The organism is Mycobacterium sp. smrl_JER01 (genome assembly GCF_048513595.2).
Classification (GTDB): Bacteria; Actinomycetota; Actinomycetes; order Mycobacteriales; family Mycobacteriaceae; genus Mycobacterium.
On record NZ_JBLXXK020000001.1, the window covers coordinates 4,400,914 to 4,426,945 of the forward strand.

Genomic DNA, 26,032 nt, shown 5'->3' on the forward strand with positions numbered 1-26,032 from the left:
GCCCAGTATCACCCACAGCCGCTAATTTGGTGGAGTGCAGGTGACGGTATTCAGCGGTGCGGGGATTTCCGCCGAGAGCGGTGTTCCGACGTTCCGTGACGTCGAGACCGGCTTGTGGGCGAAGGTCGACCCGTACGAGATCTCCAGCGCTGAGGGCTGGCGCGCCCATCCGGACCGGGTTTGGGCTTGGTACCTGTGGCGGCACCACATGATGAGCGCCGTCGCACCCAACAACGCACACCGGGCCGTGGCGGCGTGGGAGGACTACGCCGACGTCCATGTGGTCACCCAGAACGTCGACAACCTGCATGAGCGCGCGGGAAGCAGCCAGGTGTACCACGTGCACGGCAGCCTGTTCGAGTTCCACTGCGACCGGTGCCGATCGGTCTTTCGAGACGCTGTGCCCACCATGCCGGAGCCGGTCGAGTCCGTCGAGCCACCGATCTGCAGCGGGTGCGGCGGGCTGATCCGCCCCAACGTGGTGTGGTTCGGGGAGGCGCTGCCTGATGACGCGTGGCAGCAGTCGGTCGATGCCGTCGTGCGCGCCGACCTGGTCATCGTGGTCGGGACGTCATCGGTCGTGTATCCCGCGGCCGGACTGCCGGAACTGGCGGTTGCCAACGGCACACCGGTCATCGAGGTCAATCCCGAGCCGACGCCACTGTCGGCCAGCGCGACGGTCAGCCTGCGCGAAACCGCGGCCACCGCCCTGCCCGGTCTGCTGCAGCGCTTGCCCGAACTGTTGAACTAGGGTTTGACCGCCACACCGATCGCGAACTCGGCGACCGGCAGCGGGACCCAGGCCGGCAATGCCCACTCGCGGCGCGCGCCGGTCACCCGGTATCCGGCGCCGACGATGGTCTGCTCGGTGTCCCGGTGGGTGTGACAGTTCCCCAACAGCCGTGGCCAGACGGTGGCATCGGCGAACCGTTGCAGCCGGGCCCGGGCACCCGTGCCCGCAACGTGCTCCAGGTAGCGCAGCTCGCCGCCCGGCCTGAGCGCCGAAAGCAACTCGGACAGAACAGATTCGGGGTCTTCGACGGAGCACAGCACCAAAGAGCAGACCACGGCGTCGAACGGCTCGACGTCGGCGAAGTCTTCGATGGTTTCGGTGCTCACCGTGATCGGCACCCGTGCGCGCGCCGCTTGCGCCTGCGCCACGTCGGCCAAGCGGTGTTCGGGCTCGACGGCCACCACCTCGGTGACCGAGTCGGGATAGAACTCGAAGTTGGTTCCGGTGCCCGCACCGACCTCCAGCACCCGCCCGGTCAGGCCGGCCAGGTTTTCCCGACGCAGTCTGCGCAGCGATTCCGGTTCACGGGACGACATCACCTTCCACAGGCGCGAAAAGATCGGGTTATCCACGCTGTTGCTCATCGACGACCTCCTTCAACCAGGTCATGACCTGCTGCGGCGAATCACCGGGCCGCAGTGCCCCGGCTACCATCTGACCGCAACAGACGGCCCGCATCAAGCGATCGGCGAACTGCTCGGCGTCACCCCAGGGCAGATAGGGGCGCGAGATCAGCATCGCGGCGATACCGTGCATCGCCGTCCACAGCTCCAGCGCCAGTAGCGTCGGATCTCCCGACGGATACGTCCCGTCGGCGATCAACGCCTGGACCGTCGCGCGCAAATGTCCGAACGCCGAACTGTTCAACGCGACGTCGACATCGCTGCCCGGGCTGCCGTGGCCGAGCATCGCGATGCGGTACAAAACGGGCGTCTTCAACGCGAACCGCAGGTAGGCCATCCCCTGCGCGCGCAGGACGTCGATTGCCGAGGTGTAGGCGCTCGCGACCGCCTGCATTTCCTCGTCCAGTTTTTCGAAGTAGTGCCCGCACACCGCGTCCAGTAACGCGGTCTTGTCGGCGAAATGCAGATAGATCGATGGCGGGGTCACCCCGACCCGGTGCGCCACGGACCTGATCGACACCTCTTTCTCGTCGCCGGTTTCCAGCAGCAGATCGGTTGCCGCGTCGAGGATTTCCGCACGCAGCAGCTCCCCGGCACCGCGGGGGGCTCGGTGTCGTCTCCGCCGCGGACCGCTCACGCTACGGGTGCCTTTTTCCGATGGCGACCTTCTGCTCGCAAGGGTGCGACGCCACCGGGGGGCGCGGCGGCGGGCGTCTCGCTCACACCGAAGCGTTCGTGCAGCCTCACCAGCGGGGCCGGCGCCCACCAGTTCCAGCGCCCCAGCACATGCATGAAAGCGGGTACCAACAGCATGCGCACCAGTGTGGCGTCGGCCAGGATCGCCATGGTGAGGCCCACCCCGAACATGCGCATGAACGCCACCTTCGCCGCGATCAGCGCGGCGAAGGAGATCGACATCACCAGCGCCGCAGCCGTGATCACGCGGCCGGTCCTGGCCAGGCCCAACGCCACGCTCTCGTCGCTGCGCTCGCCCGGGGTCGGTGCGCCGGCGCCCTCGGCGGCCTGCCCGGACGCGAGCCAGTATTCGCGGATGCGTGAGATGAGGAAGACCTCGTAGTCCATCGACAACCCGAAGGCGATGCAGAACAGCAGCACCGGGATGTTGGCGACCAGCGTCCCGGTCGGCGTGGTGCCCAACGCCCCCAGGTGACCGTCCTGAAAGATCCAGACCAGGGCGCCGAAGGCCGCAGTCAGTGACAACACGTTGAGGACCAGCGCCTTGAGCGGCAACACCACGCTGCCCGTCAGCAGGAACAGCAGCACGAAGGTGATGGCGGCGATCACGGCCAGGACGACGGGTAGCCGCGAGGTGATCGCCTCGGCGCTGTCCCGGTTGATCTGCGCGAGTCCGGTCAGCAGAACATCCTGTCCGGGCGGAGGTGCGACGGCGCGTAATCGGTCGAGCTGGGCATGCGATGCGTCGCTGAACAGCGGCGCCGCGCTCTCGACGGTGATGAAGGCGCTGCCGTCGGCGATCCCGGTGGCGGCCGCCGGCGGTCCGGTGTTCACACCGGCGACGAAAGCGCCTCCGGGCGCGGACACCGCGGACACGTCGTCGACGCGGGACAGTGCGGCGGCGTAGTCGTCGAGCGCGTCCGGGCTGACGGAGTCGGCGTCGGGCAGCACCACCACGACGTTGGTGGTGCTGTCGACGGCGAAGTTCGTTCGCAGTTCGTCACCGACCTGGCGCGCCGAGGCGCTCTGCGGAAGCACCCGGTCGTCGGGGAAACCCCACGTGGCACCGAGGAAGGGCGCACCCAGCACCAGCAGCAATGTGACGACGACAGCCCCGATCGGAATCGACCGGCGCATCACGAATTTCGTCGACCGGTACCAGAACATCCGCTCGACCGGTGTGGCCACCGGCTCGGGTCGACGCAGCACCCTGCGGATCAGGCGCCGGACGTCCAGGGAGTCGAGCCTGTCGCCCGCCAGCGCTATCGCCGCGGGCGCGACCACGATCGCGGCCGCCGCGGCGAAGCCGACGACCGCGATGCCCGCGTAGGCGAAGGATTTCAGGTAGTACATCGGGAACAGCACCATCGCGACCATCGACAGCGCCACCGTCATGGCCGAGAACAGCACCGTGCGGCCCGCGGTCATCATGGTCCGCACCAACGCGCTCTCGCGGTCATGACCATCGGCCAGTTCGTCGCGGTAACGGCTGACGATGAGCAGCGTGTAGTCGATGGCCAGGGCCAGACCCAACGCTATCGAGAGGTTCAGCGCGAAGATCGATACATCGGTGACCACCGTGACAGCACGTAATACCGCCATCGACCCGAGGATGGCGAACACCCCCACCGCCAGCGGCAGCGCCGCAGCGACCAATCCACCGAAGACCCATACCAGCACCGCGAAGCTCAACGGGACCGCGATCGATTCCATCGTCAGTAGGTCTTTTTCGCTCTGGGCGGCGATCTGGACATAGGTCATCGCCATCCCGCCGGCACGCACGGTCACACCGTCGTGATCGCGCACCAACTCGTCGGTGAGTGCTTTGGTGTGTTTCTGCGCTTCGTTCTCTCCACCGGTGATGCCTGCGACGATCAGCCCGGTCCTACCGTCTTCGCTGATCAACGCCGGCGCGGCCGAGGCCGGGGCAGTCCATGCCGACGTCACGGACGCCACATGCGGTGATGCGCTGAGCCGGTCTGCGATATCGGTTCCGACTGCCCGTGCGGACGGGCTGTCGACGCCGTCCTGCGCGGTGATGCTGAGGAGCAACTCCATGTCGCCCTGATCGAACTTGTCGACCAGCAGCGCGGTGGCGCGCGCGGACTCCGAGCTCGGATCCTGAAACCCGCCCGCCGACAGGTGCTGCGCCACCGGAGCTCCGAAGATCCCGCAGGCCACCATCGTCAACAAGGCGACGGCGAGGACGCGGCGGGGTGCTGCGATGGCCAGCCAAGCGATGCGGTGCAGCACCTGAACCTCCTGAGATATCGCCGCTAAGTTATCAGCGATAAGTTGAGCGGGTCAACGGTGTCTGCGATGAGTTCTGCGGCCGCCGGAGGTCCGTCCGGATATGAACGACTCCGCACCCGAGGCCGGTCGCCTACCATCGGCCACGATGACCGACAGCCATTCCGCCGGCCAGAATCCAACCGCCGGCTCCACCGGCCCGAATCCGCCCGCCGGCTCGTGTTCCGACATCGGCCTCCTGGTCCTGCGCCTGGGCATCGGCGCCGCGATCCTGCAGGCCGGGCTGATGAAGGTCGTCGACTTCTCGACGACAGTCCAGTTCATGAGCGACGCCGGCTGGCGCCTGCCTGCGCTGGCAGCGTTCATGGTCACCGCGACCGAGACGCTGAGCGGGGTCGCACTACTCCTCGGGGTGCTGACCCCACTGGCGGGATGCGCCGCGCTGGGAGCGATGCTGTGCGCGTGGGCGGTGAACGTGTCCGGCACCGCTTTCTGGTCCGAACCGTTCAACGTCGCGTTCCTGCTCGGCCTCGGCGCCGCCACGCTGGTGTTCACCGGCGCGGGAAAGCACTCCGTCGACGGGCGCATACTGCGCCGGATCACCTGGTCGGGACGGGTCCGGATGAGCCTGATCGTCGTGGCCTTCGCCGTGGCGGTGATCACCTGGATGGCGCTCTACGGTGTGAACCCGATCCACTTCACCGCGCCGTCGGGACCGTGAGCGCTACTCGCCGGTAGCGAATGAACCTACCCGACAGTAATGATTGCCACAGTTTTCCGAAACGAGACTCAAAGAACTCTTAAAGGTGATGGTTACTGTTCAGTACATGTGGATCGACGACACCAACGCTGATGTCATCAAGGTTGATTTCGACGCGCTCTACCACGGCGATGTCCTGGTGGAGGGCCTGACCTCCGAGCAGCTCGACGACGAGCAGATTCTGCCTACGGCAGTGTGAAAGAACGCGCGCCCATCGGGCGCGCGTTCGTCTGTTCGGCTCGTCCGACCCGGCGGGCACGTGTGCGCCCGCCGGCGTCCGACACTTCTCGGATACCTCTCGACCTAGTCTTAGACCCGCCCTCTTCAGACGCGCCTTTGTCAGACCCGCTGCGCGGCCGGCGTGACCATCCCCGCCAGCCGAGCCCCGATCAACTCTTCGGCCTCATCGACGATCCGTGCGACCAGCTCTGCCACCGTCGGAATATCGTTGATCAGCCCCATGGCCGTCCCCACGGTCCAGATACCGGCGTCGATGTCACCGTCATCGAACACCTTGCGGCCCCGGACGCCGGCGACCAGATCCTTGACGTCCTCGAACTGACCGCCGCCCTTGAGGATGTCGACCACCTCACGCGACACCACATTCGATGCCACCCGCGCCGTGTTGCGCAATGAGCGGAAGATCAGTTCCGTGCCCCGCTCGTCACCGGCCACGATCGCTTCCTTGACGTTCTGGTGGATGCACGACTCCACGGTGCACATGAACCGCGAACCCATGTTGATGCCGTCGGCACCGAGCGCCAACGCAGCGACCAGACCACGCGCATCGGCGAAGCCACCGGAAGCGATCATCGGGATCTCGATCTTGTCCGCCGCGGCTGGGATCAGCACCAGCCCCGGAACGTCGTCCTCACCCGGATGCCCGGCACACTCGAAACCGTCGATGCTGATGCCGTCCACACCCAGCGACTGAGCCTTGACCGCGTGCCGGACCGAGGTGCACTTGTGCAACACCTTGATCCCGTTGTCGTGGAACATCGGCAGGTGCGGCGCCGGATTGGAACCGGCCGTCTCCACGATCTTGATTCCGGCATCGACGATCACCTGGCGGTACTCGTCATACGGCGGCGGGTTGATCGACGGCAGGATCGTCAGATTCACCCCGAACGGCTTGTCGGTCAGGTCACGAGTCTTGGCGATCTCATTGGCCAGATCCGCCGGGGTCGGCTGGGTGAGCGCGGTGATAAAACCAAGGCAGCCCGCATTCGCCACCGCGGCAACGAGTTCGGCGCGCCCCACCCACTGCATGCCGCCCTGGGCGATCGGATGTTCGACACCGAACGTCTCGGTGAACTTCGTGTTGATAGCCATGCCGATGTCCTACCTGGGTGCCATCCGGATCGCGCCGTCGAGGCGGATCGTCTCTCCGTTGAGCATCGGGTTCTCCACGATGTGCACCGCCAGCGCGCCGTACTCGTCGGGATCACCCAGGCGGGCCGGGTGCGGCACCTGCTTGCCCAGCGAGGCCTGCGCCTCCTCGGGCAACGAACCCAGAAGCGGGGTCTTGAACAGACCCGGCGCGATCGTGCACACCCGGATGAACTCGCGCGACAGGTCCCGCGCGATCGGCAGGGTCATCCCGACGACACCGCCCTTGGACGCCGAATAAGCCGCCTGGCCGATCTGGCCCTCGAACGCCGCCACCGACGCGGTGTTGATGATGACGCCGCGCTCGCCGTTGATCGGCTCGGTCCTGGCGATCCGTTCCGCCGCCAGCCGGATCACGTTGAACGTGCCGATCAGATTGACCTCGACCACCTTTCGGAACCCGTCGAGCGGGAACGGCCCCTCCTTGCCGAGAGTCTTGATCGCGTTGCCGATACCGGCACAGTTGACGTCGATGCGGACCGGGCCCATCTCCTCGGCGGCGTCCAGCGCGGCGGTCACCTGCTCGGGGTCGGTCACATCGGCTTCGACGAACTTGGCGCGCGGGCCGAGTTCGGCCACCGCCTCGGCGCCCTTGAGGTCGATGACGACGACCGAGGCTCCCCGGTCGAGCAGTCGCTTGGTGGTCGCCAGACCCAACCCGGAGGCTCCTCCGGTCACGATGGCTACGGCGTCCTTGATCTCCACAGATCGGTTCCTTTCTGTTGTGAACTCACAGCGGGACAAAGTCCGAGTGGGATCAAACCCATTCGCGCAGAACAGCTTCGGTGTCGGACCCGGGCACCCCGGGAGCCTTCGGCGCTGACGGCGACGTGCGCGAGAACCGCGGCGCGGGCGCCGGATAGAGATATCCGTTCTCGCGGTAGAAGGTGTCCCGATCGGTGTTGTGCGGCTCGGACTCCACCTCGGCGAACGACAACACCGGGGTGACGCAGGCATCCGTGCCGGCGAAAACGGCGGCCCAATGGTCGCGATCGTGCGCGGCGAACGCCTCGGTCAGCCGCGCGCGCAACTCCGGCCACCGGCTCATGTCGTTCTGGTCGGGCAGGTCGGCCCCGTCGAGTCCGAGGCCTTTGAGCATCTCGGCATAGAACTGCGGCTCGATCGCACCGACCGCGACGTGACGCCCGTCGGCGCAGGTGTAAGTGTCGTAGTAGGGCGCGCCGGTGTCGAGCATGTTGACGCCGCGCTCGTCGCTCCACATCCCCATCCCGCGAAACGCCCACATCATCATCGACAGCACGCTGGAACCGTCGACCATCGCGGCGTCGACGACCTGCCCCTTACCGGATCGTTCCCGCTCGTAGAGTGCTGAGAGGACGCCGACCAGCAAGAACATCGATCCGCCGCCGAAATCGCCGACGAGGTTCAGCGGCGGGACCGGCCGCTCCCCCGCGCGGCCGATCGCGTGCAGGGTTCCGTTGAGAGAGATGTAGTTGATGTCGTGGCCGGCCTGCTGGGCACGCGGCCCGTCCTGACCCCACCCGGTCATGCGCGCATAGATCAACTTCTCGTTCACCCGGGCACAGTCCTGCGGCCCCAAACCCAGGCGCTCGGTGACGCCGGGCCGGAAGCCCTCGATGAGCACATCGGCCTTGGCGATCAGCCGCAGCACCATGTCGCGGTCCTCGTCGCTCTTCAGGTTCGCCGCGACCGAACGACGGTTACGCAGCAGATAGTCGCGTCCCGGTTCGGTGGCCGGTCCCGCGCCCTTTCCTGGCCGCTCGATGCGGACGACGTCGGCGCCCAGGTCGCCGAGGATCATCGCGGCGTGCGGCCCGGGGCCGATTCCGGCCAGCTCCACGACGCGTAGTCCCTGCAGTGGTCCAGCCATGCGTAACCGCCCTTCGTGAGAGTGCCTCGGTTGACCGCGACATAGCTTACTTGTATAACCAAGTCGCACCGGCCACGGGGCTTCAGCAGTCGAGAAGGCCCCCCGATCGAGGGGACGCACATGAGCACCACCGACCCGCGCACCGACGTCTACGAGGGCATCGACGATCTGCTCGTCCGCCTACAGGACGGGGTATTGGCCATCACGCTGAACCGGCCGGACAGTCTCAACTCATTGACCGCGCCGATGCTGCAGACCCTTGCCTCCACGCTGGAACACGCCGCCGGCGATTCCCGTGTCCGCGTGGTGCGCATCGGCGGTTCCGGACGCGGATTCTGCTCAGGTGCCGGCATCAGCGAAGAGGACCACGCAAACCCGGGCGCGGCCGGCACCCCCGCTGACGTGCTCGACGCCGCCAACCGCAGCATCCGCGCAATCGCCGCACTACCCCAGCCGGCGGTCGCCGTCGTGGGGGGAGCCGCCGCCGGCGTGGGTGTCTCGTTGGCACTGGCCTGCGATGTCGTACTCGCTTCGGAGAAGGCCTTTTTCATGCTGGCATTCACCAAGATCGGGCTGATGCCCGACGGTGGAGCCTCGGCGCTCATCGCCGCCGCGGTGGGCCGGATCCGCGCACTGCGAATGGCTTTGCTCGCCGAGCGGATCCCGGCGGCCGAGGCGTTTGATTGGGGCCTGGTAAGCGGGGTGTTCGGCGCCGACGAGTTCGACGCCGAGGTCGACCGCATCGTGGCCACCCTGGTCAGCGGCCCGGCAGTGGCGCTGAGCAAGACCAAGCAGGCGATCAACGCCGCCACCCTGACCGAGCTCGAGGGTGCGCTCGAACTGGAGAAGCGGGGGCAGTTGAACCTGCTCGACTCGCACGACTTCCGCGAGGGGACCCGGGCCTTCCAGCAGCGCCGCGCAGCGAACTTCACCGACTCTTAGGAAGCTCGGTGCCGGACCGACGATTGAGACTGCGCTGACGTCACATTCGTGCGAGTAGCGCACACCGCCACCGCAGTCTCAACACCGCAGTCGGCCCCGAAAAATCGCTCGACCGGACACCGGCGCATCGGCGACCATCGAGCGGTGAACACCCAGTGCACGACCGAGCAGCCGGAGCCCGTCGCCGGCTGGCGGGTGCTCGCGCCGTTCCGCTCCCGTGAGTACAGCCTGCTGATCGCCGCGGTGTCGCTGTCCATCTTCGCCGAGGGCATGTGGGCCGTGGTGATGGCACTGCAGGTCATCGCACTCGACAACGATCCGACGTCGCTGTCGCTCGTCGCCACCTGCATGGGCGTCGGCCTGGTGGCGTTCGTGCTGGTGGGAGGTCTGGCCGCCGACCGGATCAGCCAGCGGGCGATCATCATCGTCGTCGAGGCTGTCAACACTGCCGTCGTGACGGCCGTTGCCGCCCTCGGACTCGTTGGCGCACTGCGAATCTGGCATATGGCGGTGGCAGCCGCCGCGCTCGGCATCGCGGCCGCGTTCTTCTTTCCGGCTTACAGCGCGATCCTGCCGCGCATCCTGCCGGCGGAGCAGTTACTGGCAGCCAACGGCGTCGAGGGTGTGGTGCGGCCGGTGTTCCAACGCGCCGCGGGTCCCGCGGCCGCCGGACTGGTGGTGGGCGCGACGCTACCGGCCACCGGTGCCGTCGTGGTCGCAACACTGTTCGCCCTCGGACTGGCGCTACTCCTGATGACCCGCGCACCAGCGCCGAGAGACCCTGCTGCTGAGGGTGTTCCGCGCCCGAACCTGCTTCGGGACCTGCGCGACGGTTGGGTGTTCGTACTGCGCACACCGTGGCTGCTGTGGACTCTGCTGTTCGCCAGCCTGTTCGTGCTCGTGGTCCTCGGACCGATCGAGGTGCTGCTGCCGTTCATCGTGGCCGACCGGTTCACCCACGGGGCCCAGACCTACGGCTTCATCCTGGCGTTCTTCGGAATGGGTAGCGCGCTGGGCGCCCTGGCGGTGGCGTCGCGCCGACTGCCACGCCGCTATCTGAGCGTCATGATGTCGATGTGGGGCCTCGGTTCGGTCCCTTTGGTGATCGTGGGAATCACGTCGTCGTTCCCGTTGATGGCCGCGGCCACGTTCATCGTCGGCGTCACCGACGGTGCGGGCATGGTCATCTGGGGCACGCTGCTGCAGCGCCGGGTCCCGTCGGCGATGCTGGGCCGGGTCTCAAGCCTGGACTTCTTCGTTTCGCTGGCATTCATGCCGGTCTCGTTCGCGATCGCCGGCCCGCTGTCGAAGGTGGTGTCGATGGAGACGATCTTCATGGCGGCCGGCGCGCTGCCGGTGTTGCTGGCCGCGGTCGCGGTGGTGGCTGCCCGGATGCGCAGTGACGAACTGGCCCACCCGTTGCGCTAGGACATCGTGGTGAGCACTCGCGGACCCTGTTCGGTGATGGCGATGGTGTGCTCGGAATGCGCGGTGCGGGAACCGTCCGCCGAGCGCAGCGTCCAGCCGTCGGCATCGACGGTCAGACGGGGTGTCCCCAGCGCCCACCAGGGCTCCAGCGCCAGCGTCATCCCCGGTCGCAGTTTCAGCCCGCGCCCCCGGGTGCCGCGGTTGGACACGTGGGGATCCTCGTGCATGGTGCGCCCCAGTCCGTGACCACCGAAGTCGGTGTTGACGGCGTGACCCGCTGCGGCCGCGACCGCACCGATCGCCGCCGAGATGTCCCCGAGGTGCCCGCCGGGCAGCGCGGCAGCGATACCCGCGCGTAGCGCCCGACGGGTGGAGTCGATGAGCGCGCTGTCGACCGCACTCACCGTCTCGCCGACGCCGATCGTCACGGCGGAGTCGGCCACCCAGCCGTCGATGGAGACCGCCAGGTCCATGGTGAGCACATCACCGTCCTGCAGCACATAGTCGTGCGGAAGGCCGTGCAGCACCGCATCGTTGACCGACAGGCAGATGACGTTGCGGAACGGGCCGCGCCCGAAGGACGGCGCGTAGTCCCAGTAGCACGAGACGGCGCCCCGGTCGGCGATCAGTGCCCTGGCGCGGAGCTCGAGCTCCATCAGGTTCACTCCCGGCCGCGCGTCGCGAGTCAGCGTGTCGAGCGTGCGCGCGACGAAGTCGCCGGTGACGGCCATCTTGTCGATTTCCCGGGGGGTCTTGAGGTCGATCATGGGCAGCGGCTCCCTCGCGGTGGGCGGTACATCGCGGCGACATCGTCGCAGCATCGGTATTTTTATACCGGCCACGGTACCAGCAGCGGTATTTGAATACCGGCTATGCTGTGGCGCATGGTCCGCCTGCCACTGAGCCCCGAGCAGATCCGCGCCGGACAGCGTCTGGGCGCGCTGATCAGATCCGCACGAGCCGGGCGCGCGCCCGAGGACGTCGCGCAGGAGGCGGGAATCTCACCGGAAACCCTGCGCAAGATCGAGGTCGGCAGGATGCCCAGCCCCAGCTTCGGGACCGTGGTGAGTCTGTGTGAGGCCCTCTCGCTGCCGCTGCAGACGGCGGTGCAGGTCTGGCAGGGGCGCGACAGCAGACCAGGCGACGACCACGGCGACCAACAGATCGCGATCTGAACGGCTCGGGCGGTCAGACACCGAACATCGGCGGTAGCGCGAGCACCATGGCCAGCCCCCAGAAGAAGTGGGTCAACATCGGCGCGAGCACTCCCCCGGTGGCGCGACGCAACAACGCGCACACCGTACCAAGAATGATGGCGGCGAACCCCAGCATCGGGTTGCCGGTGGTCGCCGCCGTGGCGATGACGTACAGCACGGTCGAGACGATCACCGGGTGGTACTTCAGCAGTGCCGTGTACAGCGCCCCCCGGAAGAACATCTCTTCGGCCAGGCCGTTGATCACCGTGATGAACACGATCAGATACAGCGGGCCGGCGGTCGAGTACTGCAGCACCTCACGGATGTAGTCGCTGACTCCGGGGATCTCGCGGACCACCAAACCGCCGACGATGAAGACCGCGCCGAGCGCCAGTCCGATCGCCGTTCCGGTGATGACCGGTCGCTGGTTGCGGCCACGAAAGCAGACATGGCCCATGTGCAAGGGACCGGAGGCGAACGCGCCGGCCGCCCACACCCCGGCCAGTGCCAGCGTGAGCCAGACGAACGTCTCATCCCCCGGCGGCCGACTCAGCGAGTAGCCCAGCAAGGCCGCGCCGACCAACAGCACCGCGCCGACGACGAACTTGCGCCGACCGATCACTGCGGGCGGTTCGTTGTACGGCGGGGCTTTCCTGCGCACGATATTGCGCAGTTCTCCCGCCCAACTCGTGCGCGTGCTCACGCCGGTATCACCCTCGGCACCAATCCGATCACGGTGTCCAACCCGGTCCGTACCGCGGCCGCAAGAGGCCGGGGGACGAAACCGATCAGTCCGAGAAACGGTCGCACGAACGGGGGCGTGACGACACTGGCCAACTGCCGCAACCGCCGGGCGTCACCACCGGCCCAGTCCGGATCGGTGTCGGCGAGGTGGTGCGGATCGGTCAGCTCGTTGACGGGTCGACGCGCGGGGCTGGTCACGGCGCGTCGGATCGCATCGCCGACCGAGACCAGCCCGTCCGCCGGATCGGGCACCAGGGCGGCCAGCCCCCGCGCCGATGCCATCATCGGATAGTCAAGGGATTCAACGAGATCGGCCGCGAGGCCACCGGGAACTGGCAGGACCACACCGGTCAGCTTCGATACCAGCGCAGTGTCGACACCGTAGACCGCAACCGGCGCCCGCCAGATCCCGGCCGTACGCGCGTAGGTCCGCAGCAGGTCGCCGTAGGTGGTGGTCTCCGGTCCACAGATGTCGTAGGCGCCCACGGGCACCGCGTCGGCGTCGGCTGCCGCGACGAGATAGTGCAGCGCGTCGCTGATCGAGATCGGGTCGATGGGATTGGCCGACCATTCCGGCATGGGCAGCACCAGAAATCGGTCCGCGACATAGCGCAGCATCTCGAACGAGGTGGAACCGGCGCCGATGATGATCGCGGCACCGAGCCACACCACGTCGGGCCCGCCCTCGATGGTCAGCGCGGCCGCCACCTCGGCCCGGCTGGTCAGATGCTCTGAGAGGGTGTTGCCGTTCGGCACGAACCCGCCCAGGTAGACGATGCGACGCACGCCGGCGGCCTTGGCTGCGGTGGCGACGTTGGCCGCAGCGCGATTGTCGGCCTCCCGGAATCCGGGTTGACCGATGCCGTGCACCAGGTAGTAGACGACGTCGACCGGTCCGGCGTCGGTGAACGCCTGCTGGGTCGATATCTCGTCATGCGCGTCCAGGCTGACCGTCGAAACATCCTCATACCAGCCGAAATCCGCCAGGCGACCGGGGTTTCGGCTGGCTGCGACAACCTGGTGGCCTTCGTCGAGCAGCGCGCTGACCAGCCGCGAGCCGATGTAGCCGGTGGCGCCGGTGACCAGTGTGCGCACGGAATTCACGGTAGGGCTTGTACCCCGACCATCGGAATCAGAACCCGCCGACTGCCGTTAGGTCTGTCACGCCGGGTTACGGTGCAGCTTGACCAACTCCTGGTAGAGCACCGCGTTGTGGCGGATACCGGCGATCTCGTCCTCGCCGAGTTCGCGCCGTACCTTTCCGGGCACGCCGGCGACCATGGAACCGGCCGGGATCACCGCGCCCTGCGGGACCACCGCGCCGGCAGCGATCAGCGAACCGGCACCGACGACGGCGCCGTTGAGCACCACCGCCCCCATGCCGACCAACGAGTTGTCTTCGATCGTGCAACCGTGCAGCACCGCGTTGTGCCCCACGCTCACACCGGCGCCGACGCGGGCCGGGAAGCCCGGGTCGACGTGGATGGTCACCCCGTCCTGAAGATTGGTGCCGGCGCCGATCTCGATGTCCTCGGCCTCGGCGCGCAGGATCGCGCCGTACCAGGCGCTGGCACCCGCGGCCAGACTGACCCGCCCGACCACGGTGGCGTTGGGCGCCAACCAGCTGTCGGGATGCAGTTCGGGTGAGAATCCGGCGACGGACAGGATCAGCGGCTCAGGCATGGGCGCCATCGTATGGGCACCGGGACGGGGCCGGGTGCGGGCGGTCGCGACGCCGCGTGCGATCCTCACGACGTGACAACGACGTCAGCGCCGACCGCCCGCGACATCGTCGAGGGGGTCGACCTCACCGGCAAGACCTGCGTCATCACCGGCGCTTCATCGGGGCTGGGCCGTGAATCCGCCCGCGCGCTGGCAAGCACCGGCGCACAGGTGATCCTGGCGGCACGCAACGCAGAAGCCCTCGCCGAGACTGCGCGGTGGGTGCGCGAACACGTGCCCGGGGCGGGGCTGACCACGGTGGAGTTGGACCTCACATCGCTGGCGAGCATCGCGGCCGCAGCGGCGGCGATCAGTGAACTCACCCCCGCGGTGCATATTCTGATGAACAACGCAGGGGTGATGTTCACCCCCTTCGGCCGCACCGCCGAGGGCTTCGAAATGCAGTTCGGCACAAACCATCTGGGACATTTCGAGTTGACCCGGCTGATGTTCCCGGCACTGGTCGCCGCCGACGGGGCGCGGGTGGTCAACCTCTCCTCGGAAGGACACCGCATCAGCGACGTGGACTTCGAGGATCCGAACTGGGAGCACCGCGACTACGACAAGTTCGCGGCCTACGGCGCCTCCAAGACGGCCAACCTGTTGCACGCCGTGGAACTGGACCGTCGTCTGCACGACAGCAACGTGCGTGCGTTCGCCGTCCACCCGGGCATCGTGGCCACCTCGCTGGCACGACATATGAGCGCCGAGGATTTCACGACCTTGAACCGGGCGAGCGCCGCGCGGAACCGGAACAAGCCGCCCACCGATTTCCGGACCCAGTTCACGACGCCCGAGCACGGCGCGAGCACCCAGGTGTGGGCCGCGGTGAGCGACGAGCTCGACGGCAAAGGCGGGGTCTATCTGTCCGACTGCCAGGTGGGCGAGGCCGCACCCTACGCCCTCGACGAGACCCGGGCGCTGGCGTTGTGGGACCTCTCCGAGCGACTCTGCACGCCCGGCGCGGCACCTTTGGGCTCCACCGCGTGAGCCGTACTGCGAACGCCGTTTTTGCCGGCATCGCCGGGAGATCGGGCCGGGGGGGTCGCGGCGTTGTCGCCCGACCGGTCCCGATGACGAAACCGCAGCTCAGCCCGCCGATTGCCGGTTGGCCGCCGGTGGTGCGGCGCCCATTCGACTTGGCCGTTGCCAATACGGGCACATACCATGCCAGGCGACTTGACAAGCGTAAGGAGACCACGTGAAGACCCGCACCAGCAAGGCCATCGGCGTCGCTGTCAGTGCCGCGGCCGTCGCCCTGTCGGTTCCGCTGGCCGTCAACGCCCAGGCCCAGCCGACCACCACGGTGACCGAGATCCCCGATCCGCAGGGACCTGACTGCGGAGCGTTCAAGGAGTCGCTGCCGAACTGGAAGGGCTTGGCCGATCTTCCGGTCAGCACTGCGCTGTCCTCGATCCCGGAGATCACAACCTTCAGCTCCGCGGTGTCCGGGCAACTGAACCCGGCCGTCAACATCGCCGGCGTGCTCGACAACGGGCCTTACGTCGTGTTCGCACCGACCAACGAGGCATTCGCGGCACTGCCCCCCGAGCAGCAGGAACTGCTGCGCACCGACCCGGCGGCGTTGACCAGTCTGCTGTACTACCACGCATTCCTCGGGCTGCTCGGCCCCGACGACGTCAAGGGGCAACGCCCCACCCAGGAAGGCACCGAGGTCGAGGTAACCGGCTCGGGCGGCGACATCCAGGTCAACGAGACGGCCAAGGTGGTGTGTGGCGGCATCACGGCGCAGAACGCGCGGATCTACCTCATCGATCAGGTTCTCGACCCTGCTGACGCGCCGGCCCCGATCGCGCCCACCACGACGGGCACCACCTCGCCGACTGCGCCGGCCGCGACCACCGAGCCGACCACTGCGCCGGCCGAGACCACCGAGCCGGCACCTGCCCCGGCCGAAGCGCCGCCGTCCCCGGCCGCCGAGGCGCCCATCGGCTGACCCGACGCGTCCGGCGTCGAGCGTCAGGCGTCAGGCGTCAGGCGTCAGGCGTCAGGCGTCAGGCGTCAGGCGTCAGGCGTCGAGATTGCGCGCAGGGTCGTTGATCCACGCTCAGACTCAAGTGGTCGCTGCAACACCTGATTTGTCCGGAGGTGTTGTTCGATGGGTTTTGGCGGGCATGGCAGCAACGAGGTTCATGAGTCGGCGCGTGAGGTGTTCTTTGAGGCGTTGAGGTCGGGTTTGTCGCAGTCGGCGGCCGCGACGGTCGCCGGGGTGGCCCACCAGCAGGGGTCGAAGTGGGCGAAGGCGGCCGGTATCCCGGCCAATCTCAAACACCGCGGAACCCGGTATTCGGTGGCCGCTCGGGAGGCTTTCTGGTCAGCGATGAATGCCGGATCGTCGATCACCGAGGCCGCACTGGTGGCCGGCGTGTCGGAGAACGCCGGCGCGATCTGGGTCAAACAGGCTGGTTATGTGCCCAGAACAGCTGTCCCTGTCGAGGAGTCAACCGCGCGAGCGCCTCGGCCGCGAGCGCCGTTGACGTTCACCGAGCGTTACCGTCTCGAAGAGCTGCTCGAGACCGGATGCGCTCCGCGGCGGGCCGCCGAGGTGCTGGGTCGCCACCCCGCCACCATCAGCCGTGAGATCGGCAAGGGAATGACCGAGTCGGGGTATCGAGCCCGCCTCGGCCAGGACGTGGCCGAGGCCAGCCGTAAACGGCCCAAACCGCGCAAGCTCGAGGACAACCCGGCGCTGTTGGCCGAGGTGGTGGCACGCTTGGAGAAGCGGCATAGTCCCGAGCAGATCGCGGGCCGGCTGCGCGAGGATTTCCCCAAGAAACCGGAGATGTGGGTGTCACACGAGACGATCTACCAAGCGCTGTATGTCCAGCCCCGCGGCGAGCTGGCGAAAGTGGTCAAGGCCGCGCTGCGTACCGGCCGAACCCGGCGGAAACATCAGGGCCGCAACGAAACTGGGCCAGGAAAGCTCAAAGGCATGATCAACATCAGTGAGCGGCCCGCCGAAGCTGATGACCGCGCGATCCCCGGCCATTGGGAAGGAGATCTGATCCTGGGCAGCACCGCTTCGGCCTCGGCGATCGGCACCTTGGTCGAACGCACCACCGGTTTTGTGGTCCTGCTACACCTGCCCGGCGACCACACCGCCGCCACCCTGGCCGAGGCGATCAGCACCAAGATCCCCGAGATACCTGAGATCCTGCGCCGCTCCCTGACCTGGGACCAAGGCAGCGAAATGGCGCTGCACACCAAGATCACCGAGGCCACCGGGCTGCCGATCTACTTCTGCGACCCGCACAGCCCCTGGCAACGCGGCACCAACGAGAACACCAACGGCTTGCTCCGTCAGTACTTCCCCAAAGGCACCGACCTGTCGTTCTACGGTCCCGGATGGCTCGACCAGGTCGCCGCCGAACTCAACGCCCGACCCCGCAAACGCCACAACTGGCGCACCCCCGCCGAAGAACTCGACCGACTACTCTCAGACCCGTCCACATTCGTTGCAGCCACCGCTTGAATCCAAGACGCGGGTCACAGCCCTCACCGCAATCTCGGCGCACGTCGGCGAGCCGACTCAAACGCCACGTCGGCGAGCCGACTCAAACGCCACGTCGGCGAGCCGACTCAAACGCCCAGCTCGCGGCCGATGATCTCCTTCATGATCTCGGTGGTGCCCCCGAAGATCGTCTGGATGCGCCCGTCGACGTACGCCCGTGCGACGCGGTATTCCAGCATGTAGCCGTACCCGCCGTGCAGCTGCACGCACTGGTCGACGACCTTCTTGGCGACCTCGGTGGCCCACCACTTGGCCTTGGCCGCCTCGACCGCGGTCAGCTCCCCGTCGACCACGCCCTGCAGGCAGCGGTCGATGTAGTTCTCGGTGACCTCGAGTTCGGTCTCCATTTCGGCGAGCAGGAATCGGTTGTGCTGGAAGCTGCCGATCGGCTGGCCGAACGCCTTCCGGTCCTTGCAGTACTGCAGGGTCTCGTCGAACACCGCCCGCGCGCCCGCGATCGCCGAGATGGCGATCGAAAGCCGTTCCGAGGGCAGATTCGTCATCAGGTGGTAGAAGCCGCGGCCTTCCTTGCCCAGCAGGTTGGCATTGGGTACCCGGACGTTCTCGAAGTGCAGTTCGGAGGTGTCCTGGCTGTGCAGGCCCATCTTGTCGAGCTTGCGCCCCCGGGTGAACCCCTCCATGTCGCGCTCCACCACGAACAGCGTGAAACCCTTGTGCCCGGCCTCCGGATCGGTGCGGGCCACCACGACGACGAGGTCGCAGTTGATGCCCGACGAGATGAACGTCTTGGAGCCGTTGATGATCCAGTCGTCGCCGTCGCGCACCGCGGAGGTGCGGATGCCGGCCAGATCGCTGCCGGCGCCGGGTTCGGTCATCGCCACCGCGATGATCGTCTCGCCGCTGGTGATGCCCGGCAGCCACCGCTTCTTCTGCTCGTCGTTGGTCAGGTCCTTGAAATACGGCGCGACGACGTCGTTGTGCAGGCTCAACGCGGGGCCGTGCACCCCGGCCCGGGCGATCTCCTCGTCGATGATCGCGTTGAACCGGAAGTCGTCGGTGCCGCCGCCGCCGTATTCCTCGGGCATGTTGAACCCGATGAGGCCGTACTTGCCCGCGGCGGTGTAGGCCGAGCGGTCAACGAGGCGTTCGGTCTCCCACTTCTCGTGGTACGGCACGAGCTCACGCTCGATGTACTCCTTGACGGTCTCGCGGAACGCCTCGTGCTCAGCGTCGTAGATGGTGCGCTTCATGGGTTCGGTTTCCTTACTTGGCTTTCCAGACAGGTTCGCGCTTCTGCGCAAAGGCCAGCGGGCCTTCCATCGCATCTTCGGTCTTGAGCAGCGTCGTGAACTCGGCGAACGTCTGCTTCCAGAACGGTTCGTCGCTGCCCACCACCCCGTCGATGGCGCCGTGGGACACCCGCTTGCTGGCCTGCACGGCCAACGGTGCGTTGCAAGTGATCCGCTCGGCCAGCGCCAGCGCCGCGTCGACGACGGTCCCGTCGGGGACGACCTGGTTGATCAGTCCCCAGCGCAGCGCGTCGGCCGAACTGATCGGTTCGCCGGTGTAGATCAGCTCAAGCGCCACCTTGCGCGGCAGCTGTTCGACGATGCGGAACACCCCACCGGCTCCGGCGATCAGGCCGCGCTTCACTTCGGGCAGACCGAATTTCGCGCGTTCCTCGGCAACCACCAGATCGCTGGCCAAGGCCAGCTCGGTGCCACCGCCCAGCGCGGTGCCGTTGACCGCCGCAATGGTCGGCTTGTCGATGAAGTGCCGCACGTACCCGGCGAAGCCCCATTCCGAGTGCTCGGGGTGGAACAGGTTCTCGCCGCGTGAGATCGCCTTCAGATCCGCGCCGGCACAGAAGGATTTGTCCCCGGCACCGGTCAGGATGACGGCGCGGATCTCGGGATCGTCCTGCGCGCTCTGCAGCGCGTCGCCGACGCCGATGGACACCGCGGCGTTGACGGCGTTACGCGCCTCCGGCCGGTTGATGGTGATGAGCAGGACGTCACCGTTTCTGCCCCGGCGTTCCGCCACCGCACCCGGGGCCTGGGTTTCACTCACAGCAGTTCCAGAATGGTCGCGTTGGCCTGGCCGCCACCCTCGCACATCGTCTGCAGCCCGTACTGAATGTTGTTGTCCCGCATGTGGTGAAGCAGGGTGGTCAGGATGCGCGCACCGGAGCCTCCGAGCGGATGCCCGAGCGCGATGGCGCCGCCGTTGGGGTTGAGCTTGGCCTCGTCGGCGCCGATGTCCTTCAGCCATGCCATCGGCACCGGCGCGAATGCCTCGTTGACCTCGAAGGCGCCGATCTGGTCGAGGCTCAGCCCCGACTTCTTGAGCGCCTTCTGGGTGGCCGGAATAGGGGCGGTCAGCATGATCACCGGATCGGCGCCGGCGAGCACCGCGGTGTGCACCTTGGCAAGTGGCTTGAGCCCGAGTTCTTTCGCCTTCTCCGCCGACATCAGCAACAGCGCAGCCGAACCGTCGGAGATCTGGCTGGAGTTGCCGGCGTGGATCACGCCGTCCTCCTTGAAGGCGGGCTTGATGTTGGCCATCGACTCGACGGTGCCCCCGCGGCGGATGCCCCCGTCCTCGAGCACGACGGTGTCGTTGCCGTCGGCGTCCTTGGTCTTGATGCCGAGGATCTGGTCCTTGAAGGCGCCGGAATCCTGGGCAGCAGCGGCCTTCTCGTGCGAGCGCAGCGAGAACTCGTCGAGCTGGGTGCGGGACAGGCCCCACTGCTCGGCGATCATCTCGGCGCCGATGCCCTGGTTGGGGGTCTGGTCGTAGCGGGCCTTGAACGACTCGCCGTAGGGGTTGCCGCCGTTGGCAAGTGAGGAGCCCATCGGGGTGCGCGACATCGACTCGACGCCGCCGGCCACGACGACGTCGTAATGACCGGCCACCACGCCCGCCACGGCGAAGTGCAGCGACTGCTGGCTGGAGCCGCACTGGCGGTCCACGGTCACGCCCGGCACGGTCTCGGGCCAGCCGGCGCTGAGGACCGCGGTGCGTGCGATGTCGAGGGCCTGTTCGCCCGCCTGCATGACGCAGCCCCAGATCACATCGTCGACGAGCGCGGGGTCGACTCCGGCCCGCTCAACCAGACCATTGAGCACCTGGGCCGACAACTCGGCGGGGTGCACACCGGACAGGCCGCCGTTGCGCTTGCCGACCGGCGATCGGACAGCCTCGACGATGACGGCTTCAGCCATGGAGATACTCCTTCAGTGGATTGGCTCGGTGAGACAGCGGTTATCACGAAAGTAACGAACAAGGTTTACTAGGTCAACCTACTGGTTGGTAGGTGGGCGTGGCAGGCTGATCAGCAGCCGGTAAACCGGGGTACCACGTCCCCACATGGTTTACTGAGTTGCACAGCTGTCTGCAGTCGACCCGTCGAGGAGGTGCCGTGACCCGCAGCACTCCCCTCGCTCCGATGATCGGGGCGGATGCCGTCGCCTCGCGTGCCGCGGTGCGCTCCCCCAAGACAGCCGAACTCGTCGCGGGAACCCTGCGCCGGATGGTCGTCGAGGGCCAGCTCAAGGACGGCGACTTTCTGCCCAACGAGGCCGAACTGATGGCCCACTTCGGTGTCAGCCGGCCCACGCTGCGGGAAGCCGTGCGGGTACTGGAGTCCGAGCGCCTCGTCGAGGTTCGGCGCGGCTCGCGCACTGGGGCGCGCGTACGGGTGCCCGGCCCCGAGGTGGTCGCTCGCCCGGCCGGACTGCTGCTGGAACTGTCCGGCGCAACGATCGCCGATCTGCTGACCGCGAAGTCGGGAATCGAACCGATGGCCGCGCGGCTGCTCGCCGAATTCGGCACCGACGACGCTTTCGACGAACTCGATCGGCTGCTGGAGGAGCTCGTCGCCGCCGGCTATCAAACGCCACAGTTGGCCGAGGCCACCGGCGCGTTCCATCTGCGGGTGGTCCAGCTCAGCGGCAATGCGACACTGAGCATCATCGCCGGCATGCTGCACGAGATCACGGTCCGGCACACGGCATTCGTGTTCAAGGAGCGTCGCCCGATATCCAAGGCCGACTACGAGACGCTGATCCGGTCCTACCGCAAGCTGATGCAGTTCCTCCGGTCCGGCGATGCGGCCGGGGCCGAGGCGCACTGGCGCAAGCATCTCGACAAGTCGCGGGAGTTGCTGCTGGCGGGCTTGGAGAGCGTGGCCGTCCGCGACGTGATGGGCTGACGGTACCGCGCCCACCTCGTCAGGACGCGTCCACCCCGTCGCGCTGCCATGTCACGTGCACCGGCACGGTGTCGTCCCACGGCTGGCGGGTGACCATGTCCGCCACCATGACGTAGCCGCGTTCGAACTCGCCGGTCGCGGCATCGACGAGGCGGTATTGCTGGCGCTGCCGGTGAATCGGCTGTGCGTCGAGCAGCAAGACCCGCACCTCGCCCGGTTCGAAGTGACACCGCTTCTGCAGGGCCGCGATCAGCTGTTCGTTGTGCATGTGCCCGTCGCCGAAGTTCCAGCCGATCGCGGTGCTGCAGATGCGTTCCCCGTCGGTCAGCACGTACTCGGACTCGTCCTGCCCGGCCATCGCACGGTGCGCCAGCGTGAACATGGCCCGCCCGTGGGTGTTGAAGGACCGGAAGGCGTATCCCATGTAGAGGTACATCTCCGCGGTTTCCTTGCTGCCGTAGAACTTCTCCATCTGCGCGGCCGGCATGCTGGCGATCGCGACGATGCCGTTGGTGATCTTCTCCGACGCCGAGGGTTTCACGCACCACAGCGAGGTGTCCCAGTTGCCTGCGTAATACCGCATGCCGGGCAGGAACGACACCTTGCGCGGAAACAGGTTTCCGATCACCACGGTGCCCGCGACCGCGAGGAACAACACGATCGGCCACGGACTCTGCAGGTCTGCCAGTCCCACCCCGGCATTGCCGACGAACAGCGCCAGCACGCTGAACATCATGAACACGTTCCACTCCAACGGCACCCCCATCGGGATCGCCGACAGGATCCCGAAGTGGAAGACCAGCATCACGAACGCCGCGATGGCGGTGGCCCACCCGCCGTGAGAGAAGAACAGCACCAGCGGCACCAGCATCTCGATCGCGGTGGAGAAGTGGGCCAGCCACCGCGACGCCCGCCCGGGCCGCAGGTCATCCGGGAAGCTCTCGAAGAACTTGCGCTTGATCCACCGCGGCCGCATCACCGGGTTGTTGCTCATCATCGTGGAGATGACGAACGGGAAGTGCTTGTTGAGTTTCGATGTGGCCGCACCGATCCAGATCACCAGGCACACCAGCTTCGCGGCGATGATGATGTCGGCCCCGCTGAACAGGAAACACACCGCCAGCGATCCGTACACCTCACCGCGGGCGGCCAGGAAGAGCACCTTGTCGCGTAGACCTGCCACGGCGAGCAGCGCGATGATCGTGGCGGTCTGCCAGACCGGCAGCACCCCGACCTCGGACCCGATCTCGGGGATCGGGCCGGTGCCGTCGGAGAACAGTGCGATCACCAGCATCACCAGCAGCGCCGCGTAGACGAGCACGTCGAACGGCGTGCGGGAGTCACCCGAGGTCAGCGGGATCCGGGACGGCCATGGCGGAAGCCGGATGGTCTTGGGGCGCAACCAGTACAGGATCGACCCCATCGGCGGGAAGAACCGGTTGTTGAGCGGTCCGAAGCCGCAGCCGAAACCGACGATCTCGAAGAGCATCGTGTAGAAGACGACCTTCTGGTACACGATCGGCTCGTGATACCAGGCAGCGACGTCGGTGAACCCGTCGATCCCCGAGGTGCTCAGCACGATCAGCCACGCCACCAGCGCGTAGAGCAGGATCTTCACCACGTAGAACAGGTGCAGCACCACGGGGGTGCCGAAGCCCACCTCGGCCCAGTGCCGCGCCATCGGGACGATGCGTTGCGCCCGGGTGCCCTTGCTCCATTCCGCGTAGTCGACGACGGGCGCGTCCTGCTTGAGAAAACCCATGACGGTCAGACTAGAACGTGTTCCAGTTCAGCTGTGGCGAACAGTCACAAATCGCGGTCGGCGGGGCGTGACCGTGCGCGTTCGGGACGCCGAGAGCCGCAGTGGAGAACGACGATGGAGAACTACGGGCTCTGCTGGGCGGGGGGACGGTAGAAGATGACCACCTGGCCGATTCCGCCGGCCAGGCCCAGCACGGTCGCTATCGCGAGCCCCCACCAGCCGCGCAGGTAGTCGTAGAATCCACTGCCGGCGAACAACAGGTGGTCCAGGCTCAGCGTGCCCGCCCCGATGGTCGCGACAGCCACCGCCGATGCGGCCAGCACGAGGTTGTACTCCCAGCCCTCCTTGACGATGAAGAACCCGTTGTCCTTGTGTACCGTCCAGGCGGCGACCAGCATCAGCGCGACGAAGCCGGCCGCCGGGACCGGAGTGAGCAGGCCGGCCGCCAGACCGAGTCCGGCAGCCATCTCGGTGCCGGCGGCGACCCGGGCGTGGAACATGCCGGGCCGCATGCCCATGCTGTCGAACCAGCCCGCGGTGCCCTTGAGTCCGCCTTTGCCGAAAAACTTGTTGTAACCGTGCGCGGCCATGGTCAGTCCGAGGACGACCCGCAGGATCAGGACGCCGACATCGTAGGCACTCATGAGAGCGAACTTAGAACATCCGTCGGGCGCCCACTCGCCCTGCCCTAACCTGCCGGGACCCAGTTCCCGTGAAATCCCGCGGGCACGCGGTGCGGCAGTTTGATGGCCGCGACATCGTCGAGGGTGCCCGCATCCAGGATCGCCAGTTCGCTGCGATCAGTCGCGCGGTCGTACACATAACCCATCAACACTCCGTCGTCCTCCGCGGCATCAGCCGTCCGCGGATGAAATACGAACTCGCCCAAAGTTTTCCCTGCACCAAATGATCGCGCGCCGGATCCTTGCCCGACGAAGTCGTGTTTGAGCAGGGTGTCCGCGCAGGAACCGCCGCCGGTGACGGCCGGCGCGTAGCCGTACCGATGCCGCCTACCGACGACACGTTCGTCGACGCGGGGAAACTCCTGGCCCCGGTCGTCGATGCGGGTTTCCCGCACCTTGGCGTCGGCGAGGTCGACGGTCCATCGGTCCAGCGTCGGCGGCCCCTCGTTGGGTCCGAGACGATCGGTGGCGAACATCTTCTCGTGCCGGACCACGTCGAGCACGACGGTGTCACCGTCGTCGAACGCGTTCATCGGGTGGAAGACGTAGCACGGCTCGACCTCGAACCAGCGCACGTCGCGGTTGCCGCCCTCGCGCGGCATGACGCCGACGCGCGCCGGGTATCGCGGATTCCACGAGTACGGGAAGGCGCTGCCGGCCGAATCCCGCCCCGGGCGGCGGGCCGCGATCGGATCGGGGATGCGGATCCGGCCGATCAGCGCGGACAACACCAGCCGGGCAGGCAGGCGCAGCCAGCGGGGCACACCGACGGTGGCGGCCTGGCGCGCGTCGAAGGTGACCGGCAGGTCGTAGAACACCACATGCCGTTCGGTCAGCGAGAAGTCGTGCATCATCGGGCTGCCCGTGACCTCGATGTCCACGCAGCGCCGGGCCCGACCGTCGACGCCGATCACCGAGTACTGCACGGTGTTCGCGTTGAGCAGGCAGTAGGACACGGCATGCAGTTCGCCGGTGGCCGGGTCACGTTTGGGATGGGCGGTGTACCCGCCGGCCAGCGTGCCGTCGAAATCGAAGAGACCGACGGTGTCCAGTTCGTCGGTCAACTCGTACTGGGCGACCCCGGACTCGATCAGCGCCAGCGTCTTGCCCGCGTGACCGATCACGTTGGTGTTGGCACCGACCGGCGTCAGTCCGAAATTGCCCTGCGGCACCGGCTGCCCCAAGGCCTCGGCCACCACCGGACTGCGCACCCATCGGTTGCGGTACCACTCGGCTTTTCCGTCCCGGAGGCGGATGCCGTGCACCATGCCGTCTCCGGTGAACCAGTGATACGCCTGCGGGTCGACCTGCTGCACCGGATTGGGACCGTTGCGCAGATAACGTCCGTCCAGATGGGCTGGGATGGCACCGGTCACCTCAAGGTCGGTGAGGGTGTACTCCCGCGACAACGGGGCGAACGCGCCTTCGAGGTACTCATTGGTCATGGCAGATTCCCTATGCCCGCGTGATCCCCAACCGTGATCAC

Annotated in this window: 26 protein-coding genes; 10 read left to right on the forward strand and 16 right to left on the reverse strand. The window is 67.2% G+C overall.

Annotated elements, in window-relative coordinates; genetic code table 11:
• The first annotated feature begins 34 nt into the window (after positions 1–34).
• Entirely contained in the window at positions 35–751 is a 717-nt protein-coding gene (locus tag ACNUDN_RS20430) for an NAD-dependent deacylase (RefSeq protein WP_419123587.1), read from the forward strand.
• Here the strand turns inward: ACNUDN_RS20430 and ACNUDN_RS20435 are convergent.
• The 3 genes from ACNUDN_RS20435 to ACNUDN_RS20445 are packed head-to-tail and all read right to left on the reverse strand — an operon-like array spanning position 748 to position 4,365.
• On the reverse strand, positions 748–1,377 hold the full coding sequence (locus ACNUDN_RS20435) for a class I SAM-dependent methyltransferase (RefSeq protein WP_419123588.1): 630 nt from the start codon (positions 1,375–1,377) through the stop codon (positions 748–750). The genes ACNUDN_RS20430 and ACNUDN_RS20435 overlap by 4 nt on opposite strands.
• Positions 1,358–2,053, reverse strand: coding sequence for a TetR/AcrR family transcriptional regulator (locus ACNUDN_RS20440; protein WP_419123589.1), 696 nt, complete (start codon positions 2,051–2,053; stop codon positions 1,358–1,360). Before ACNUDN_RS20440 ends, ACNUDN_RS20435 begins: the two co-directional genes overlap by 20 nt.
• The gene (locus ACNUDN_RS20445; RefSeq protein ID WP_419123590.1) at positions 2,050–4,365 is read right to left on the reverse strand and encodes an MMPL family transporter; all 2,316 of its coding nucleotides are present in this window, start codon (positions 4,363–4,365) and stop codon (positions 2,050–2,052) included. Before ACNUDN_RS20445 ends, ACNUDN_RS20440 begins: the two co-directional genes overlap by 4 nt.
• A 145-nt stretch (positions 4,366–4,510) precedes the next feature.
• Between ACNUDN_RS20445 and ACNUDN_RS20450 the strand changes: the two genes are divergently transcribed.
• Both ACNUDN_RS20450 and ACNUDN_RS20455 read left to right on the forward strand, forming a co-directional pair.
• Positions 4,511–5,083, forward strand: coding sequence for a DoxX family protein (locus ACNUDN_RS20450; RefSeq protein WP_419123591.1), 573 nt, complete (start codon positions 4,511–4,513; stop codon positions 5,081–5,083).
• Positions 5,084–5,189: 106 nt separating this feature from the next.
• Complete coding sequence (locus ACNUDN_RS20455; RefSeq protein ID WP_419123592.1) at positions 5,190–5,321, forward strand: hypothetical protein; 132 nt, start codon at positions 5,190–5,192, stop codon at positions 5,319–5,321.
• A gap of 140 nt (positions 5,322–5,461) precedes the next feature.
• On the opposite strand, the gene ACNUDN_RS20460 is transcribed toward ACNUDN_RS20455, so the two are convergent.
• Genes ACNUDN_RS20460 through ACNUDN_RS20470 form a run of 3 tightly spaced genes read right to left on the reverse strand, consistent with a single transcriptional unit; the run spans position 5,462 to position 8,363 of the window.
• Complete coding sequence (locus tag ACNUDN_RS20460) at positions 5,462–6,454, reverse strand: NAD(P)H-dependent flavin oxidoreductase (RefSeq protein WP_419123593.1); 993 nt, start codon at positions 6,452–6,454, stop codon at positions 5,462–5,464.
• Positions 6,455–6,463: 9 nt separating this feature from the next.
• Positions 6,464–7,216, reverse strand: a complete 753-nt coding sequence (locus ACNUDN_RS20465) for a 3-hydroxyacyl-CoA dehydrogenase (RefSeq protein WP_419123594.1) — start codon at positions 7,214–7,216, stop codon at positions 6,464–6,466.
• Between the two features lie 52 nt (positions 7,217–7,268).
• Complete coding sequence (locus ACNUDN_RS20470) at positions 7,269–8,363, reverse strand: CaiB/BaiF CoA transferase family protein (protein WP_419123595.1); 1,095 nt, start codon at positions 8,361–8,363, stop codon at positions 7,269–7,271.
• A gap of 120 nt (positions 8,364–8,483) precedes the next feature.
• Between ACNUDN_RS20470 and ACNUDN_RS20475 the strand changes: the two genes are divergently transcribed.
• Positions 8,484–9,305, forward strand: a complete 822-nt coding sequence (locus ACNUDN_RS20475) for an enoyl-CoA hydratase (protein ID WP_419123596.1) — start codon at positions 8,484–8,486, stop codon at positions 9,303–9,305.
• A gap of 144 nt (positions 9,306–9,449) precedes the next feature.
• Entirely contained in the window at positions 9,450–10,733 is a 1,284-nt protein-coding gene (gene tet(V), locus ACNUDN_RS20480) for a tetracycline efflux MFS transporter Tet(V) (RefSeq protein ID WP_419123597.1), read from the forward strand.
• On the opposite strand, the gene map is transcribed toward tet(V), so the two are convergent.
• Entirely contained in the window at positions 10,730–11,500 is a 771-nt protein-coding gene (gene map / locus ACNUDN_RS20485; protein ID WP_419123598.1) for a type I methionyl aminopeptidase, read from the reverse strand. The two genes, tet(V) and map, sit on opposite strands and share 4 nt — an antisense overlap.
• 117 nt (positions 11,501–11,617) lie before the next feature.
• Between map and ACNUDN_RS20490 the strand changes: the two genes are divergently transcribed.
• On the forward strand, positions 11,618–11,908 hold the full coding sequence (locus tag ACNUDN_RS20490; protein WP_419123599.1) for a helix-turn-helix domain-containing protein: 291 nt from the start codon (positions 11,618–11,620) through the stop codon (positions 11,906–11,908).
• Between the two features lie 13 nt (positions 11,909–11,921).
• Here ACNUDN_RS20490 and ACNUDN_RS20495 read toward each other — a convergent pair whose 3' ends face one another.
• The 3 genes from ACNUDN_RS20495 to ACNUDN_RS20505 are packed head-to-tail and all read right to left on the reverse strand — an operon-like array spanning position 11,922 to position 14,356.
• Positions 11,922–12,632, reverse strand: a complete 711-nt coding sequence (locus ACNUDN_RS20495; RefSeq protein WP_419123600.1) for a CPBP family intramembrane glutamic endopeptidase — start codon at positions 12,630–12,632, stop codon at positions 11,922–11,924.
• Positions 12,629–13,777 carry an NAD(P)H-binding protein gene (locus tag ACNUDN_RS20500; protein WP_419123601.1) on the reverse strand — a complete coding sequence of 383 codons (1,149 nt, stop codon included), beginning with the start codon at positions 13,775–13,777 and terminating at the stop codon, positions 12,629–12,631. The genes ACNUDN_RS20495 and ACNUDN_RS20500 overlap by 4 nt, the downstream gene beginning before the upstream one ends.
• 57 nt (positions 13,778–13,834) lie before the next feature.
• On the reverse strand, positions 13,835–14,356 hold the full coding sequence (locus tag ACNUDN_RS20505) for a gamma carbonic anhydrase family protein (RefSeq protein WP_419123602.1): 522 nt from the start codon (positions 14,354–14,356) through the stop codon (positions 13,835–13,837).
• A gap of 72 nt (positions 14,357–14,428) precedes the next feature.
• On the opposite strand from ACNUDN_RS20505, the gene ACNUDN_RS20510 reads away from it, so the two are divergent.
• The 3 genes from ACNUDN_RS20510 to ACNUDN_RS20520 all read left to right on the forward strand — a co-directional run bounded on the left by ACNUDN_RS20510 (position 14,429) and on the right by ACNUDN_RS20520 (position 17,888).
• Positions 14,429–15,385, forward strand: a complete 957-nt coding sequence (locus tag ACNUDN_RS20510) for an SDR family NAD(P)-dependent oxidoreductase (protein ID WP_419123603.1) — start codon at positions 14,429–14,431, stop codon at positions 15,383–15,385.
• Between the two features lie 211 nt (positions 15,386–15,596).
• On the forward strand, positions 15,597–16,352 hold the full coding sequence (locus tag ACNUDN_RS20515; RefSeq protein WP_419123604.1) for a fasciclin domain-containing protein: 756 nt from the start codon (positions 15,597–15,599) through the stop codon (positions 16,350–16,352).
• A 384-nt stretch (positions 16,353–16,736) separates the two neighbouring features.
• Positions 16,737–17,888 carry an IS30 family transposase gene (locus ACNUDN_RS20520; RefSeq protein ID WP_431961158.1) on the forward strand — a complete coding sequence of 384 codons (1,152 nt, stop codon included), beginning with the start codon at positions 16,737–16,739 and terminating at the stop codon, positions 17,886–17,888.
• A gap of 107 nt (positions 17,889–17,995) precedes the next feature.
• Here the strand turns inward: ACNUDN_RS20520 and ACNUDN_RS20525 are convergent, their stop codons facing one another.
• Genes ACNUDN_RS20525 through ACNUDN_RS20535 form a run of 3 tightly spaced genes read right to left on the reverse strand, consistent with a single transcriptional unit; the run spans position 17,996 to position 21,112 of the window.
• Positions 17,996–19,138, reverse strand: coding sequence for an acyl-CoA dehydrogenase family protein (locus ACNUDN_RS20525; RefSeq protein WP_431960515.1), 1,143 nt, complete (start codon positions 19,136–19,138; stop codon positions 17,996–17,998).
• A gap of 13 nt (positions 19,139–19,151) precedes the next feature.
• A complete protein-coding gene (locus tag ACNUDN_RS20530; protein ID WP_419123606.1) occupies positions 19,152–19,958 on the reverse strand; it encodes an enoyl-CoA hydratase-related protein in 807 nt (268 codons plus the stop codon).
• Positions 19,955–21,112 carry a thiolase family protein gene (locus ACNUDN_RS20535; protein WP_419123607.1) on the reverse strand — a complete coding sequence of 386 codons (1,158 nt, stop codon included), beginning with the start codon at positions 21,110–21,112 and terminating at the stop codon, positions 19,955–19,957. The genes ACNUDN_RS20530 and ACNUDN_RS20535 overlap by 4 nt, the downstream gene beginning before the upstream one ends.
• Positions 21,113–21,309: 197 nt before the next feature.
• On the opposite strand from ACNUDN_RS20535, the gene ACNUDN_RS20540 reads away from it, so the two are divergent.
• On the forward strand, positions 21,310–22,101 hold the full coding sequence (locus ACNUDN_RS20540) for a FadR/GntR family transcriptional regulator (RefSeq protein WP_419123608.1): 792 nt from the start codon (positions 21,310–21,312) through the stop codon (positions 22,099–22,101).
• A gap of 19 nt (positions 22,102–22,120) precedes the next feature.
• Here the strand turns inward: ACNUDN_RS20540 and ACNUDN_RS20545 are convergent, their stop codons facing one another.
• The 3 genes from ACNUDN_RS20545 to ACNUDN_RS20555 all read right to left on the reverse strand — a co-directional run bounded on the left by ACNUDN_RS20545 (position 22,121) and on the right by ACNUDN_RS20555 (position 25,991).
• The gene (locus ACNUDN_RS20545; protein ID WP_419123609.1) at positions 22,121–23,863 is read right to left on the reverse strand and encodes a DUF3556 domain-containing protein; all 1,743 of its coding nucleotides are present in this window, start codon (positions 23,861–23,863) and stop codon (positions 22,121–22,123) included.
• Positions 23,864–23,985: 122 nt separating this feature from the next.
• On the reverse strand, positions 23,986–24,507 hold the full coding sequence (locus tag ACNUDN_RS20550; RefSeq protein WP_419123610.1) for a DoxX family protein: 522 nt from the start codon (positions 24,505–24,507) through the stop codon (positions 23,986–23,988).
• A gap of 44 nt (positions 24,508–24,551) precedes the next feature.
• Entirely contained in the window at positions 24,552–25,991 is a 1,440-nt protein-coding gene (locus ACNUDN_RS20555; RefSeq protein WP_419123611.1) for a carotenoid oxygenase family protein, read from the reverse strand.
• Positions 25,992–26,032: the final 41 nt, after the last annotated feature.

What these genes read in the sequence shown, in the direction of transcription:
- ACNUDN_RS20535 (WP_419123607.1), bottom strand. Translation starts at nt 21,112, where the DNA reads ATGGCTGAAGCCGTCATCGTCGAGGCTGTCCGATCGCCGGTCGGCAAG.
- ACNUDN_RS20550 (WP_419123610.1), bottom strand. Translation starts at nt 24,507, where the DNA reads ATGAGTGCCTACGATGTCGGCGTCCTGATCCTGCGGGTCGTCCTCGGA.
- ACNUDN_RS20435 (WP_419123588.1), bottom strand. Translation starts at nt 1,377, where the DNA reads ATGAGCAACAGCGTGGATAACCCGATCTTTTCGCGCCTGTGGAAGGTG.
- map (WP_419123598.1), bottom strand. Translation starts at nt 11,500, where the DNA reads ATGATCGACCTCAAGACCCCCCGGGAAATCGACAAGATGGCCGTCACC.
- ACNUDN_RS20555 (WP_419123611.1), bottom strand. Translation starts at nt 25,991, where the DNA reads ATGACCAATGAGTACCTCGAAGGCGCGTTCGCCCCGTTGTCGCGGGAG.
- ACNUDN_RS20505 (WP_419123602.1), bottom strand. Translation starts at nt 14,356, where the DNA reads ATGCCTGAGCCGCTGATCCTGTCCGTCGCCGGATTCTCACCCGAACTG.
- ACNUDN_RS20460 (WP_419123593.1), bottom strand. Translation starts at nt 6,454, where the DNA reads ATGGCTATCAACACGAAGTTCACCGAGACGTTCGGTGTCGAACATCCG.
- ACNUDN_RS20545 (WP_419123609.1), bottom strand. Translation starts at nt 23,863, where the DNA reads ATGGGTTTTCTCAAGCAGGACGCGCCCGTCGTCGACTACGCGGAATGG.
- ACNUDN_RS20475 (WP_419123596.1), top strand. Translation starts at nt 8,484, where the DNA reads ATGAGCACCACCGACCCGCGCACCGACGTCTACGAGGGCATCGACGAT.
- ACNUDN_RS20525 (WP_431960515.1), bottom strand. Translation starts at nt 19,138, where the DNA reads ATGAAGCGCACCATCTACGACGCTGAGCACGAGGCGTTCCGCGAGACC.
- ACNUDN_RS20450 (WP_419123591.1), top strand. Translation starts at nt 4,511, where the DNA reads ATGACCGACAGCCATTCCGCCGGCCAGAATCCAACCGCCGGCTCCACC.
- ACNUDN_RS20455 (WP_419123592.1), top strand. Translation starts at nt 5,190, where the DNA reads ATGTGGATCGACGACACCAACGCTGATGTCATCAAGGTTGATTTCGAC.
- ACNUDN_RS20490 (WP_419123599.1), top strand. Translation starts at nt 11,618, where the DNA reads ATGGTCCGCCTGCCACTGAGCCCCGAGCAGATCCGCGCCGGACAGCGT.
- ACNUDN_RS20520 (WP_431961158.1), top strand. Translation starts at nt 16,737, where the DNA reads ATGAATGCCGGATCGTCGATCACCGAGGCCGCACTGGTGGCCGGCGTG.
- ACNUDN_RS20470 (WP_419123595.1), bottom strand. Translation starts at nt 8,363, where the DNA reads ATGGCTGGACCACTGCAGGGACTACGCGTCGTGGAGCTGGCCGGAATC.